Annotated in this window: 7 protein-coding genes and 1 tRNA gene; 3 read left to right on the top strand and 5 right to left on the bottom strand. The window is 53.0% G+C overall.

The window, feature by feature from the left end; translation table 11 throughout:
- Positions 1 to 348: 348 nt before the first annotated feature.
- Positions 349 to 439, bottom strand: a tRNA-Ser gene (locus G9409_RS09795).
- 210 nt (positions 440 to 649) lie between these two features.
- Here G9409_RS09795 and guaB point away from each other — a divergent pair.
- A complete protein-coding gene (gene guaB, locus G9409_RS09790) occupies positions 650 to 2,143 on the top strand; it encodes an IMP dehydrogenase (RefSeq protein ID WP_166808584.1) in 1,494 nt (497 codons plus the stop codon).
- Positions 2,144 to 2,210: 67 nt separating this feature from the next.
- Here guaB and bchH read toward each other — a convergent pair whose 3' ends face one another.
- From bchH to lpdA, 4 genes are all read right to left on the bottom strand, one after another.
- Positions 2,211 to 6,041 (bottom strand): magnesium chelatase subunit H, encoded by a 3,831-nt coding sequence (gene bchH / locus G9409_RS09785; protein WP_166808583.1) that lies wholly within the window; start codon positions 6,039 to 6,041, stop codon positions 2,211 to 2,213.
- A gap of 137 nt (positions 6,042 to 6,178) precedes the next feature.
- Entirely contained in the window at positions 6,179 to 8,032 is a 1,854-nt protein-coding gene (gene bchD, locus G9409_RS09780) for a magnesium chelatase ATPase subunit D (RefSeq protein WP_166808582.1), read from the bottom strand.
- A complete protein-coding gene (gene bchI / locus G9409_RS09775) occupies positions 8,032 to 9,222 on the bottom strand; it encodes a magnesium chelatase ATPase subunit I (RefSeq protein WP_166808581.1) in 1,191 nt (396 codons plus the stop codon). Before bchI ends, bchD begins: the two co-directional genes overlap by 1 nt.
- A 213-nt stretch (positions 9,223 to 9,435) precedes the next feature.
- Entirely contained in the window at positions 9,436 to 10,851 is a 1,416-nt protein-coding gene (lpdA, locus tag G9409_RS09770) for a dihydrolipoyl dehydrogenase (protein ID WP_166808580.1), read from the bottom strand.
- A 141-nt stretch (positions 10,852 to 10,992) separates the two neighbouring features.
- Between lpdA and G9409_RS09765 the strand changes: the two genes are divergently transcribed.
- Together G9409_RS09765 and G9409_RS09760 are read left to right on the top strand one after the other, a co-directional pair.
- A complete protein-coding gene (locus G9409_RS09765) occupies positions 10,993 to 12,042 on the top strand; it encodes an RluA family pseudouridine synthase (RefSeq protein WP_166808579.1) in 1,050 nt (349 codons plus the stop codon).
- Between the two features lie 180 nt (positions 12,043 to 12,222).
- Complete coding sequence (locus tag G9409_RS09760) at positions 12,223 to 14,421, top strand: prolyl oligopeptidase family serine peptidase (protein WP_166808578.1); 2,199 nt, start codon at positions 12,223 to 12,225, stop codon at positions 14,419 to 14,421.

The following is a 14,421-nucleotide window of genomic DNA, read 5'->3' as shown; positions in this document are numbered from 1 at the left end:
TCTGCGGGGCGGCTCCACTTCGGTCGCCGTCCAAATGTTCCGCTCACGCGGCCCATTTGTCGAACGCCTCTTACCGGGTTCTCATCCCTCCTCATTTCCTCAATCACAAATAACACAACCACACGTACTCTGTTCCGGTGGTTCTTTTTTCTGGCGGAGAGGGAGGGATTGATTCGAAGCTTTGCTTCTCACCCCGCTCTGCGGGGCGGCTCCACTTCGGTCGCCGTCCAAATGTTCCGCTCACGCGGCCCATTTGTCGAACGCCTCTTACCGGGTTCTCATCCCTCCTCATTTCCTCAATCACAAATAACACAACCACACGTAATCTGTTCCGGTGGTTCTTTTTTCTGGCGGAGAGGGAGGGATTCGAACCCTCGAGGGCTTTGACACCCTACCCGCTTTCCAGGCGAGCGCACTAGACCAACTATGCGACCTCTCCGTATTAAAAGGCCTGCAATTTACACTCTATTTTAGATTTTCAAAAGCATTCTGTTACTGATATATCTTTCAATAAGCGCTTTTTGAGGGCTTCTCATTCAAATCCGCCATTTTCCGGTTGCTCTTTAGCGTGATTAAGATTGTCATTCTACGCTCACTTTTTGTAAATTGGCAAAATTGATTTTGCCGCAATCCCTTAACCATGCTGCCAATGATGAAGATTCTCTATGAAGCATTGACCTTTGACGATGTTCTTCTTATCCCTGCATATTCCAGTGTTCTGCCAAAGGAAACAGTAGTTTCAAGCCGGCTCACCAAAACCATTACGCTTAAAATCCCTCTGGTGAGCGCAGCAATGGATACGGTGACGGAGTCAGATCTTGCCATTGCACTTGCCCGTTCAGGCGGTATCGGTATTATCCATAAAAATCTCTCGATTGAAGATCAGGCTCGCGAAGTGGCCAGGGTCAAACGGTTTGAAAGCGGCATTATCCGCAACCCGTTTACCCTCTATGAAGACGCAACCATGCAGGATGCTCTTGACCTCATGCTTCGTCACTCCATTTCAGGAATACCGGTGATTGCCCGCCCGAAATTCGAGGGCGATAGCTCACAGATTCTTAAAGGAATAGTCACAAACCGGGATCTTCGCATCAAACCGGAACTGGATGCAAAGATCGCGAGCATCATGACCAGCAAAAACCTCATTACCGCCAGAGAGGATGTTGATCTTGAAAAAGCCGAAGAGATCCTGCTTTTCAACAAAATTGAAAAACTGCTCATTACCGACAGTGAGGGCAACCTGAAAGGGTTGATAACCTTCAAGGATGTGCAGAAACGCAAACAGTTTCCCAATGCCTGCAAGGACAGTCAGGGTCATCTCAGGGTCGGTGCTGCCGTAGGGATCCGCGAGAACACCCTTGATCGGGTCAAGGCACTGGTTAATGCAGGTGTTGATGTTGTCGCCGTAGATACCGCACACGGGCACAGCAAGGCGGTGCTTGATACGGTTCGCGCAATCAAGAAGGTCTACAGCGATCTGCAGGTTATCGCCGGTAATGTCGCCACACCTGAAGCGGTAAGAGACCTGATCGAAGCCGGTGCCGACTGTGTTAAAGTAGGAATAGGACCGGGAAGCATCTGTACCACCCGCATTGTTGCCGGTGTCGGCATGCCTCAGTTGACGGCAATCATAAACTGCGCGGAAGAGGCTGCCAAGAGCAATACACCCATCATTGCCGACGGCGGTGTCAAATACAGCGGTGATATAGCCAAAGCCCTTGCTGCCGGAGCAGATTCCGTTATGATCGGAAGTATTTTCGCCGGAACCGATGAGAGTCCGGGGGAGACCATTCTCTATGAAGGACGGAAATTCAAAACCTATCGCGGAATGGGCTCTCTCGGAGCCATGAGCGAACCGGAGGGAAGCAGTGACCGCTACTTTCAGGATGCATCAAAGGAGTCAAAAAAGTATGTACCGGAAGGTATTGAAGGCCGGATTCCTTCCAAAGGACAGCTTGACGAAGTGGTCTACCAGTTGATCGGCGGGCTTAAATCGGCAATGGGATACTGCGGAGTCAGGAGTATTGAAGAGCTGAAAACAGCCACAAAGTTTGTGCGAATTACCTCTGCCGGACTCAGAGAGAGCCACCCGCACGATGTCAAAATCACCAAAGAGGCCCCCAACTACTCTACCTCGATGTAACGCTTCCATTTTTTATAGGACCTATATGTCATTTAAGTCATAGAGGTCCTATAAAATTCTTTTCAAACTATTTATCGTCGCTCATGCCTTCCAGCCTGTCTTCAAGGTCGGCATAGATCTCCTGCAGTTCACTGATCATATCCTGATCGGCTTTCCACATTCCCCTGCCGTGGGCTTCAAGCATGCGGCCTACAATATTTTTAATCGCCTGCGGATTCAGGGTTGCAAGGCGCTCCCTCATCTCGGGATCAAGCGCATAGGTCTCTGCGGTTTTTTTGTAGACCCAGTCATCAACGCTTTTGGTTACCGCGTCCCAGCCGAGCATATAGGTCACCCTGTTGCTGATTTCGCCTGCACCGCTGTGGCCGTGCTTGAGCATCCCTTCAAACCATTTCGGATTGAGCAGTTTTGAACGGTACTCGATACGCAGCGATTTCTCGGCATCATCAACCTTGATATCGGAGGTGAATGACTCCACATAGTTGAGCTTGATGTCTCCCCCCTTTGTATTGCGTCGCCGTGCAGCAAGCTGCAGGGATCCGGATGAGGAGAAGTAGTGATCGATATCGGAAATACCAAACTCGGTCGAGTCAACCTGGTGGACAACCCGGTCAACCGAACCGAGCAGTTTCTGCAGGATCTCGGTCTCCTTCTCCCCTTTTCTTCCACCGCCGTATGCGCTGCTGTTGCGGCGGATAAAGAGGTCATCAAGATCGTTTTCGGTCTCCCATGCTGAATCTTCAACCATATCATCAACATAGGTACCGTAAGCGCCGGGAGACTGGGTAAACTGACGGGCGGTTGCACTGTCGAACTCCACACCGGTAGCAAGCGCTTCATCGACATGTTTTTTGATATAGTTCATCTCATGCGGCTCATCGGCTTTGGCTGCCTCCTTGACAAGGCGGTCAAGCTGGTCCATAAGCAGACCGAAAGCATCACGGAAAATCGGGCTGAGCTGCATAAGCACATCGATTCTCGGACGACCGAGCTTTTCAAGCGGCACCAGACTGTAGTGACTGATTTTGCCGAACGCGTCATAGGCCGGCTCTGCGCCAAGCAGCCTGATAACCACGGCAACCGCCTCACCTTTTGTTTTAATGGTGTCAAGCCCCCAGAGCACCTGGGCTATAGTCTCCGGATAGAGTCCATCGTTTTCCTCAAGATGCTTTTTGACGATGCTGTCGGCAATGAGCGTCCCGCGTTTGAAGGCAAGTTCAGAGGGAATTCTCCACGGATCAATGGAGTGAATATTGCGGCCCGAAGGAAGCACGCTGACACCGTCACGCACCAGGTCGCCGCCGGGACCTGAAGCGATGTAGCGACCGTCAAGAACCCGCAACAGCGCACTCATCTCACCGGTATTATCGCGCAGCGCGTAGAGCAGTTTGCCGCCATCCATGGTGAGCTGATCAATAAAGGGCGCATATTCAGCCGGAAGCTGCGTGCCGCCGGTAATAGATGCAAAAGCGCCCGCTGCATTTTTGCGGTCAAAGAATACCTGCTGTACAAAATCGCGGCACGCCTGCTCAATCCACTCGCGCATGATGATAGCCTCTTCATCTCCCTGTCTTGAGCGAAGACTGACCTCCTCATAACTGCCGTAATGGCCGTTTTTGCCGGATGATTTCATAAGAATAGTGGGCAGGGTCCTGCCATCCTCACCACGATTCTTGAGGGTTTCAGTAATCGTGATAATCTGCGACTCAAGCGGACTTGCCTCACCGAAAACATGCAAAGAATTGGAAATAAGCCGGTTTTCAAGCTCAGCCACATAGCTGTAAAGCCTGCTGACAAAATCCCCGAACCCCTCCTGCTCCCTTCTCGGGCAGTCATCGGTCAGGTTGAGCAGCTCTGCTTTCTGCATGATAGCCTCTTCAACACCTGAACCATCCATACTCCCCTCATGGGCTGTGCCCAAAAAGCGCTCGCGATAATCGGCAAGCAGCTCTTTAAGTGCCGGAAGCTCCTTGTAGAGGCCTGCACGGGCCAGTGGCGGCACCACATGGGATACCATGGTGGCAAGACCGCGCCGTTTTGCAATGGTCGACTCGCTGGGGTTGTTGACCGGATAGATGTAGAAATGCGGCACCTCACCCAAAAGAGCGTCAGGCCAGCAGTCACCGGTAAGACCGGTCTGAAGACCCGGCATCCATTCAACCGAACCGTGCATACCGACATGAACAAGGGCATGAGCCCCGAACTCACGGCTGATCCAGCGGTAGAAGGCGATATACTGATGGTGCGGTGTGTTCTCCTTGTCAAAAAGCAACCTCATCGGATCACCCTGAACCGCCATGCGGGGCTGTACACCGATGAAGATATTTCCGAACCGCATGCCTCCGATAAACACATCATCCGTTCCCATGGGGACAATATCACCCGGGAAGCCATTCCAGCGCGCCTCAATGCGCTCACGCTCCCGTGAAGAGGTGAGCTCCCTGAATTTTTCCGAATTGACCTTAAGTGCATCAGGCTTGTTCTGCTGAATCTGGTAATCGGTTGACCGGTCAATCGCCTCAAAGAGTGCTTCGGGGCTCTCCGGAAGCTGTCCGACATTGTATCCTGCCTTTTTGAGACTCTGGAGAATAGAAAAGAGTGATCTTGGAACGTCAAGCAGCGCTGCCGTTCCCTTTTTACCAAGACCGGGAGGATAGTCATAGACAACAAATGCAAGCTTTTTATCACGGTTTTCCGTTGCCCTCAGACGGAGCCACTGTTTGGAAAGCAGTGCAAGGCGCTCGAGACGCTCATGAACGGTCTCGATCTTGCCATCCTGCAACGCACCGAGAATAACCGGACAGATTGCTCCATCCATCTCCGGAATAGCGTAGGTAAAGGTCATCTGCATGGGAGAGACACCGAGCTCCTTCCAGGACTCAAACTCCTGGGTCAGGAGCGGCTGGGCAACAATATAGGGAGTATCAAGCCTTTCCATGATCTCCTGACGCGCCTCTGCGGCAGTTCCCGGCTTGGTGGAACCCGCCGGCCCTCCGACAAGCCCAAACCCCATCATGTTGATCAGAAGGTCGATTTTCTCCTTGATCAGCCAGTCACGCACCAGCACATGGCCCTCTACACCCATGACAAATGCAGGAAATACATGAATTCCCTGTTTTTCAAGCACACGTATGGTATTGTCGATATAGGTCTTTTCCTGGATAAGGTGCTTCCGGAAAAAGAGAATGCTGATTTTCTGCCCCTTGTCGAAGTTTATGCCGCGTTTTTTTGACCAGTTCTTAAAACTCTTGACATCCTTGAAATAGTCAGGCGCATCAGGATGATAGAGTCCCATATTCGGAACATCAACGATCGCACCAACGGTTACCGGCTCATTGAAATATTCACGCAGAATCAGGCGGAACATGTTGGCAATATTCTCCGGAGTCGGCTGCATCCAGTAGGAGTAGACCATCAGCCAGTTCTTGAAATCCTTGGCCTTGTTGGGCACAAGCGGCAGAATGGTGCGCATGATCTTCATGAGCTTCATATAACCGTAAAGCGCATCTTCATCACGACCCTTGACCAGCATTTTCGCCACCTTTTTCACCATATCCGGCATACCTGCCTTCCCGTCACCAACCGAATAGCTTCCGACTTTGGTGAGCGCCATGGCCTCGGGCATCGACTCAAAAATAAAGATGGTTTTCTCGTTGGTCGCAAGTTCGAGCTGTTTTTTAAACCAGTCAATCTGCTCCTTGAAATTGATCATGCTCATGAAAACACAGTCGGCCTCCTGAATGGCTGTTGCCGCTTCAGGGTACTGCTTTTCGAGATCAATATCACTCAACTGGGTAAGCTCGGCTTCACTGTCAAGAAGTCCCTTGATCTTTCTCCATAGGCCGGCATTGTACTGCTCAAGGCCTACAACTGCGACAATTTTACGACGATTTGACATGGCAGGATGAGGTAGGTGAAATACACATGGTGCGGTAATAATAACTGCATGATACTACTACCTTAAATGTATGAAAGTAGGGGAATAGTTCCGCATAGGACCTTTCCGGCAGAATAAGCCGGAAAGGTCTTCGGAAATCAGAAGCTTGAAACCGCCTCAACGATCTGTTCAGCTTTTGCATTCGGCAAGTAGAAATAACGTCCGCCAAGTTTCTGGGCAAGCTTGGGTGCTTCACCCCTTGAGAGGTAGTTCATCTGGGTATCAATAACAATAGCAGCAACACCATCGGCCTGAATGGAGAGCGACAGGGATTCGATCTCTTTTTCAAGCATCTCCTTGGATGCCTTTTCAGCGTCCGGTTCAAAGGCGGCCTGAAGCCCTATGTTGCCGCGTCCGTCGGTAATAAGCACAAACATCACCTGGGTTACCCCTTTGGTTCGGGCCTGTTTGGCCGTCTCCCATCCGAGATAGAGGGCTGAGGCGAGCGGTGTACCGCCACCTGTCGGAAGCACGTCAAGTTCGCGCTTGGCACGATCAACGCTCTGCGAAGGAGGGAGCAGTACCTGGGCCTGTTTGCCGCGGAACGAGATCAGGGCAACCTGGTCACGATGCACGTAGGCATTCTGCAGAAGACTTGCCACCGCACCCTTGGCCTGGCGCATGCGGTTCAGCGCCATGGAGCCGGAAGCATCAACCATAAAGATAAAGAGCGTACCCGACTTGTCGCGGAACCGCTTGATCTTCACGTCATCCTTGGTGATGATAAGGGCGGTTTTCGGCCTGCCTGCCATCTTTTTATCGCGACGGCGGGTCTCCTGCCATGGGGCGGCTGAAATCAGGGTCGGAATAAGCGCAACCTTTCCGCTGCGCATCTCACCGGGCTGGGATCTTACAAAACGGCCACGCTTGTTGTTGAGCGCTTCACCGCGACTTCCGGTGGTAGCCTTCTTTTTGGATGCGAGCGAAATATTGAGAATGTTGTCCGGCAGCTCCATTTCAACAGCATCCATCATCAACTCCTCGATCATATCGGGAGTATCCTTCTGCTCCTCCTCGGCTTCAGCATCCGGAGTATCAGCCTGGGAGTTCTCATCCTCGGCATCCGGATCCTCCGGCGGCGGTTCCTCCTGGGGTGGCATCTCTTCGGCCTCGGCTTCCCTCTCGGGCATCCGGGTAGCACGGGGAATGAGTACCAGCTTGATGGCCAGTTTCATATCCTCATCCTCAACGTCGCTTCGCTGTGCCAGAGCGGCGCTGGCGATGGCGGCACGGACCGTAAAGATATCGACACGGTTACCCTCAACGCCGAGGCTGATCGCCGTCTGAATCAGTGCCTGCACCTGCTCTTTGGTAATTGAGACATGCGGCAGCTGCTCCCTGGCGGCCTGGATAAAGCCGGTAAGCATGTTGAGCTCATCCTGGGTATCCTCCGCATCCCGCTTGCCGAGCACCGTGTTGACAATTTTCTTGCGTGCACGGTAGTCGTTCTGGGCGGTGAAAGGAACAATGATCCCTATCCGGTCCAGAAGACCCATGCGGACCTCTCCGTCTGAAGGGTCGTAGGTACCAACCAGCATGAACTTTGCCGGATGAACCTCACTGAGGCCCTCACGCTCGACAAGCACCTCGCCGCGCGAGATGGCATCCATGATGTGCGATACCGCCGAACTGTCAAGCAGACTGATGGAGTCAACATAGAGCACCCCTCCGTTAGCCTTCGAAAGCACGCCATGCTGCACAACGCGCACGCCGGTGGCAAGGGTTGCCTCAAGGTCAACACCGCCGATAAGGCGGTCTTCGGTGACGTTCAGGGGAAGCTCCACAAAGGGGGTTCCTTCGGGGAGAATATGGGCAAATGCTCTGGCAATGGTCGACTTTCCCGACCCTACAGCCGAGGGAATCACTACACCGCCAAGAGAAGAATCAACGGCCAGAAGCATAAGCGCCTTCTTGGCCAGATCCATTCCTACAATATCGGTAAAAGCTATCATTATACTGCTTCCGCTTCTCCAAGGACTTTTGCGATCTCGCGATCAATTTTTTCACCGGCATCAAGGGTCTCAAGCGGATCCTTGCGCAGACGGTGGCGCAGGCAGAGACCGGCAATCTCCTTTACATGCTTCATGGTTACTACCTTCTGACCGAGGAAAGCTGCGTGGGCATGGGCGGTACGGGTGATGGTGAGCTCACCGCGGTGACCGTCAATGCCGAGGTTCATACAGAGCCTTGCAATATCGGTCAGTACACTGTCATCCATGGTAACTTCAGGAAGCAGCTCTTTTGCCTGCTGGATCTTTTTCTGAAGCTTCTGCTGCTCGCGGTTGTACTTTTTCATAAACGCATCCGGATCCTCATCGAACTCACGACGGCGTTTGACAATATCGACCCTTTTGGCAACATCAAGAATCGTGATGATGCGGGCATGCAGACCGAAACGGTCAAGAAGCTGCGGGCGGAGCTCGCCCTCTTCAGGGTTACCGGAACCGACAAGCACAAAGCGTGCAGGGTGGCGGATACTGATACCTTCGCGTTCAACCACGTTTTTGCCGCTGGCGGCAACGTCGAGCAGAACGTCAACAAGATGGTCGTCAAGCAGGTTGACCTCGTCAATGTAGAGGAACCCGCGATTTGCCTGGGCAAGAAGACCCGGCTCAAACGCTTTTACACCGCTGGTAAGCGCCTGTTCGATATCGATGGTACCGCAGACACGGTCTTCGGTAGCACCAAGCGGAAGGTCAACGACCGGAACCGGAATTTTCTCTGTCTGCAGGGATGCCGGATCTATGGCCGCCTTCCCTTTTTTGTTCTCTTCACCCTCAAGATACTGTTCAACCGTGCGATTGTAGGTATCATCCTTGACCCTGTCAATAAAAGGAAGCACTTCGGCAAGAGCCCTCACCGTGGTACTTTTTCCGGTACCTCTGTGACCCATAACCAGCACTCCACCGATCCGGGGATCAATGATATTGAGGATCAGACTGAGCTTCATCTCCTCCTGACCGACAATAGCCGTAAAAGGAAAGGCAAGACCGGACTTCTTCTTTGCAGCAGAAGGCGCTGCTTTTTTCGGTTCCGGAGCCGCAATTACCGTTAAACCCGCCTTAGCCTTTGCCACAGGAGCTTTCTTTGCAGGAGCTTTTTTAGCAGCAGTTTTCGTTCCAGCCTTGTCAGTCTGAGTCATAATAGAAGGTTTGGTTGGTACCCTTGCTCCATGAACCGAGAAGTCATTCACAGAAAAAGGTTTACTGTTTTTTAATGAGTTTTGATAATAAACATTGAATTTATGCTTTTAGAAAGACAATAGAAAATGGTTTTCATAAACGGAGCGGATGCACAGAGAGTTTTTTATCCGACAGCGCAACTCCGCGTTTTTTTTGTGCCATTTTTTTATTGGTCACTCCTGCAGCACACTCTCCGCCGCCTCCCTGATTGTCTCCGACAGGGTGGGATGCGCGTGAACCGTTCCGGCAAGAAGACCGGCCGTAACCTCCAGGCGGCGGGCAAGCGTCAGCTCCCCGATCAGCTCAACCGCTCCGTGCCCGATGAGGTGGGCACCGAGCAGACGGTCATCGGCGGCATTGAATACCAGCTTTACCAGACCTTCAAGATTTCCATACGCATTGGCCTTTCCGGATGCGGCAAACATTGAGCGGCCAACCTTGACGCTGTAACCGCGCTCTTCAGCCTGTTTTTCACTGAGACCGATACTTGCGACCGACGGCTCGGCATAGACACAGCGCGGGATCATCGAGTCCTCAAGGGGCTCCGGTGTTCCGCCCTTTATGGCCGAGATGGCAATTGCCGCTTCAGCCGAAGCCTTGTGCGCAAGAAGCATCCCGCCACGGACATCCCCGATAGCAAATATATGCCCGGCGGCTGTCCGGCAGAGCGGGTCTGTCACCACAAATCCCCGTGCACTTTCCACTCCGGCATGCTCAAGGCCGAGATCGGCGCAATTACCGGTTACGCCTATTGCAACAAGAAGATAGTCGGCACTGAGAGGCTGCGGCTCCCGGCCGTCGACGGTAAGGAGAGCGGTAACCCCCTCCCCCGTTGCTTTGACACCCTCCAGTTTCGCTCCTACAGCAACCGTGATCCCCGCTTTCTGAAAAGAACGCAGAAGCACGGCAGAGATCTCTTCATCTTCAAGGGGAAGCAGCCGGGGCATCATCTCCACCAGAGTCACCGCGGTTCCGGCCATAGCATAAAACCATGCGAGCTCAACACCGATAGCACCGCCGCCGACCACAATCATGGAGCCGGGAAGCGATTTCATGGCAAGAGCCTCACGGCTGGTAATAATATGGTTGCCGTCCGGCTCAAGACCGGGAAAAAGGCGGGGACGGGATCCGGATGCGATAATGATATGACGGGCATGGACTCTGGCGACTCGCGTACCCTCACGATAAACGTCAAGATCGTTCGGCGAGCTGAAGCGCGCTTCGCCCTGCAGCACCTCAACCTCACTACGGCGAAGCATGAATGCCACACCTTTCGACATTTTCAGCGCCACATTGCGGCTCCGTTTTATCGCTTCGGCCAGATCAATCGAGACCTCTTTCACCGAAAAACCAAAGGTGCCGGGATTTTTAAGCGACTCAAACAGTTCAGCGCTCTTCAGCAGTGCTTTGGTAGGAATGCAGCCCCAGTTGATGCAGACACCGCCGAGAGCTGCTTTTTCAATGATGCAGACTTTCATGCCGGCCTTTGCCCCGCGAAGAGCCGCTTCATAACCGCCTGGACCGGAACCGATTACAGCCAGGTCTACCCTGAGAACCTCCGCTTCAGGCAACTGTTGCGTGGAATGCATAGAAGATGTGGTATGGTTTTAGTATACTTGTGGACACTTCAGTAAATCTGCCGCACCGGCTCTACAGGCAATTTCCGCGGCAGTCAGGAGCACCGTTTATTGTAACAGGCATTACCGCAGGACGCGTTCAAGTTTCACAAAATGCAAAATCAGCCGATAAAAAACGAATCCACAGAGCCGGATCCACTCCCGCTTGAACCGAAAAAACTTACCCTGCAGGTAAGCCGTGTCCAGACGCCGATGCGCATCGACCAGTATCTGACCCGGCAGGTTGAAAACGCGACTCGCAACAAGGTACAGGAGGCAATTGAAGAGGGACGGGTGCTGGTCAATGAAAAGAGGGTCAAATCGAACTACCGCATCAAGTCATGCGATACCATCCAGATCACCTTTCTGCGCCCCCCGGCCCCTGAGCTGGCTCCTGAAGATATCCCGATCGATATCATCTATGAAGATGATGATCTGATGGTGATCAACAAAAAGCCGGGGATGGTGGTCCATCCGGCCTTCGGCAACTGGACCGGCACACTGGCAAACGCCATCCTCCACCACATCGGCATCGGGGCTGAAGAGCTTGACAAATCATCTCTCCGGCCGGGTATCGTGCACCGGCTCGACAAGAACACCTCGGGACTCATCATTGTGGCAAAAAATCCCACGGCCCTTCACCGTCTTGCCCGCCAGTTTGCTGACCGGCAGGTAGTAAAAATCTATAAGGCGATTGTCTGGGGAGTGCCTGAACCGCTATCCGGCACCATAACAACCAATATCGGACGTTCGAAAAAGGACCGGAAGGTAATGGCCAACTTTGCTTTCGAAGGCAAAGACGGGAAAACCGCAATCACAGACTACCTTGTAACAGAAAACCTTCACTGGTTTTCCCTGCTCTCGCTGACCCTCCATACAGGCAGAACCCATCAGATCAGAGCTCACATGCAGCACCTCGGCCACCAGATTCTCGGTGACGAAACCTATGGCGGAGCAGCGCTCCGCACGCTCCCGTTCAGCCGGAGTGAAGGGTTCGTCCGGAACCTCCTCGAACTGCTCCCGCGCCAGGCCCTGCACGCTGCAACACTCTCCTTTCACCAGCCGACCACCCGTGAGCCGCTCTCCTTTACCGCCCCGCTGCCCGAAGACATGCAGAGTGCAATTGAAAAAATCAGAGCGGTTGTGGAGGCAAACTCCCGCTGAGGCGGTTTGTATTTTTTCATTGATAAGGCTATTCTTTCCTTACTGCCGCCTCGCTCTTTTGCGGGCGTAATTAATCCCGGCCGCTCAATGCTCTCTTTGAGTATAACGCCTCTGAAGCTGTGAAAACAGAAACAGTTGATGAGTGGACGGCTTAACCACTTTAAGACCTGCACGACAATAATGACACTACGCTGCTCGCTCATCCGCCTCGCAACCCTGCTGCTGTTCATCGCGGCTACAAACTCCTCTCTTGAAGCCGCAGCTCCGAAAGAGGATGTTTTCTCCTCTCTCGAACAGAATCTGGTTGAGGAGTACTACGGGATAAAAGTTGCCGACCCCTTCCGCTCCTTTGAAAATACCGGCGATCCACTGGTGCAGAAGTGGTTCAGAGTACAGTCGGAAACCTCCCGGAAAACACTGCAAAGCATCCCCGGAAGGAGCTCGCTCGTCGAAAAAATGCATGAGTTCGACAACCGTCGTTCATCAAAAGTCTACAACCTCACCATTACCGACAACGACCGCTACTTCTATCTTAAGGAGCGGCCGGAGGATGAAACCGGCAGACTCTACTGTCGCGACCGGTTTGAGGGAAAGGAGCGCCTGCTCTTTGATGCCCGGAAATACTTTGCAAAAAGCGGAAAAGAGTATGTAATCAGCGCACTCTACCCCTCCAATGACGGCTCAAAGGTGGCCATTGCCGTCTCGGCCGACGGCTCCGAGAACAGCATCCTCCTCATCATGGATGTTGCCGCAAAAAAACTCTACCCCGAAAGAATCGACCGCTGCAGGTTTGCCTCTCCGTCATGGCTGCCGGATAACAGCGGCTTTCTCTATAATCGCCTGCGGCCGGTTACACAATCCGGCCAGAATCCCCAGAGCGACAGCAAAACCCTGCTCCACCGGATCGGGAGCAACCCCTCCAACGACCGGGAGATATTATCACGCACGCTCAATCCGGAACTGCATATCAAAAGCGAAGAGATCCCTGCTGTTGAGTATGAAGACAAAAGCGGCTACCTTTTTGCCAATGTCTCAAGCGTGGAACGGCGGCTCACCATCTACTATGCCCCTGTCTCCGAATTATCAAAAAAGAAAATCAGCTGGAAGAGTCTCTTTCAGCCTTCGGATGAAATTCATGATTTTGCCGTCACCAAAAACGACATCTACCTCTACACCCCCAAAAATGCCCCCCGGTTCACCGTGCTGAAAACTTCGCTGAGCAATCCCGACATTCAGCATGCTGAAACGGTTGTGCCCGAAGACTCCACCGCTCTGCTCACCTCATTCGCCCTCTGCAGTGATGCGATCTACTTTACACACTCACGCCACGGTGTCGAGGCCGGGCTTTTCCGCAAGGAGTTTACTCCGGGTGCTGCGCCAGGGGAGCTGGAACTTCCCTTCAAAACGGGTACCATCCATCTCTCATCAAAAGGGTTCCGCTTCCCCGATCTCTGGGTGATCATTGCCGGATGGAGTCACAACAGCAGCCGCTACCGCTTCGACAGTGTAAAACATGAGTTCCGCAAAGAGACACTCTCCTCTCCGGTAGAGTACCCCGAGTACCGGGATCTTGTAGTTGAAGAGCTGATGGTTCCCTCACACGACGGCGTCAGGGTGCCGCTCTCTGTGATCTACCGCAAAGGGGTTGCACGAGACGGAAAAAATCCGGCATTTATCTATGGATACGGTGCATACGGCAGGTCCATAACCCCCTTTTTCAGTCCTGATATGCTGCTCTGGACCATACGGGGAGGGGTACTTGCCTTTGCTCATGTCAGAGGCGGCGGAGAGCTTGGCAACCAGTGGCACACCGACGGCATGAAAACCACCAAATCAAACTCATGGAAAGACCTGATCAGTTGTGCAGAGTATCTTAAAGCCGAAGGGTATACCGGCGCCGGAAAAATCGCCATCAACGGAGCCAGTGCAGGGGGAATTCTTGTAGGAAAAGCCATGACCGAGCGACCTGATCTCTTTGCGGCCGTGATTGCACAGGTCGGTGCATTGAACCCGCTGAGGGGAGAGGAGACTCCCAACGGCCCGGTCAACGTGCCGGAGTTCGGCACCATCAAAAATCCGGGGGAGTGTATGGCTCTCATCGAGATGGACCCCTATCTCAGCATCAAAAAGCGTGTCGCCTACCCGGCGGCGCTTGTCACCACCGGACTGAACGACCCGAGAGTAGCGGCATGGCAGCCGGGAAAGTTTGCCGCACGACTGCAAAAGGCAACACGTTCAGGCAAACCGGTACTCTTTTTTGCCGACGACAAAGCCGGTCACGGCATGGGTAATACCAAAACACGGGAGTTTGAAACCCTGGCTGATGTTCTCAGTTTCGCCCTCTGGCAGACCGGTCATCCGGAGTTTCAGATAAAGTGA

This window comes from Candidatus Chlorobium masyuteum, assembly GCF_011601315.1.
In the GTDB taxonomy this organism is placed as follows: Bacteria; Bacteroidota; Chlorobiia; order Chlorobiales; family Chlorobiaceae; genus Chlorobium; species Chlorobium masyuteum.
This window is presented reverse-complemented; position numbering and strand designations above follow the sequence as displayed.

Bases quoted from the DNA above. Each gene is read 5' to 3' on its own strand.
- guaB (WP_166808584.1), top strand. From the start codon at position 650: ATGATGAAGATTCTCTATGAAGCATTGACCTTTGACGATGTTCTTCTT.
- bchH (WP_166808583.1), bottom strand. From the start codon at position 6,041: ATGTCAAATCGTCGTAAAATTGTCGCAGTTGTAGGCCTTGAGCAGTAC.
- bchD (WP_166808582.1), bottom strand. From the start codon at position 8,032: ATGATAGCTTTTACCGATATTGTAGGAATGGATCTGGCCAAGAAGGCG.
- bchI (WP_166808581.1), bottom strand. From the start codon at position 9,222: ATGACTCAGACTGACAAGGCTGGAACGAAAACTGCTGCTAAAAAAGCT.
- lpdA (WP_166808580.1), bottom strand. From the start codon at position 10,851: ATGCATTCCACGCAACAGTTGCCTGAAGCGGAGGTTCTCAGGGTAGAC.
- G9409_RS09765 (WP_166808579.1), top strand. From the start codon at position 10,993: ATGCAAAATCAGCCGATAAAAAACGAATCCACAGAGCCGGATCCACTC.
- G9409_RS09760 (WP_166808578.1), top strand. From the start codon at position 12,223: ATGACACTACGCTGCTCGCTCATCCGCCTCGCAACCCTGCTGCTGTTC.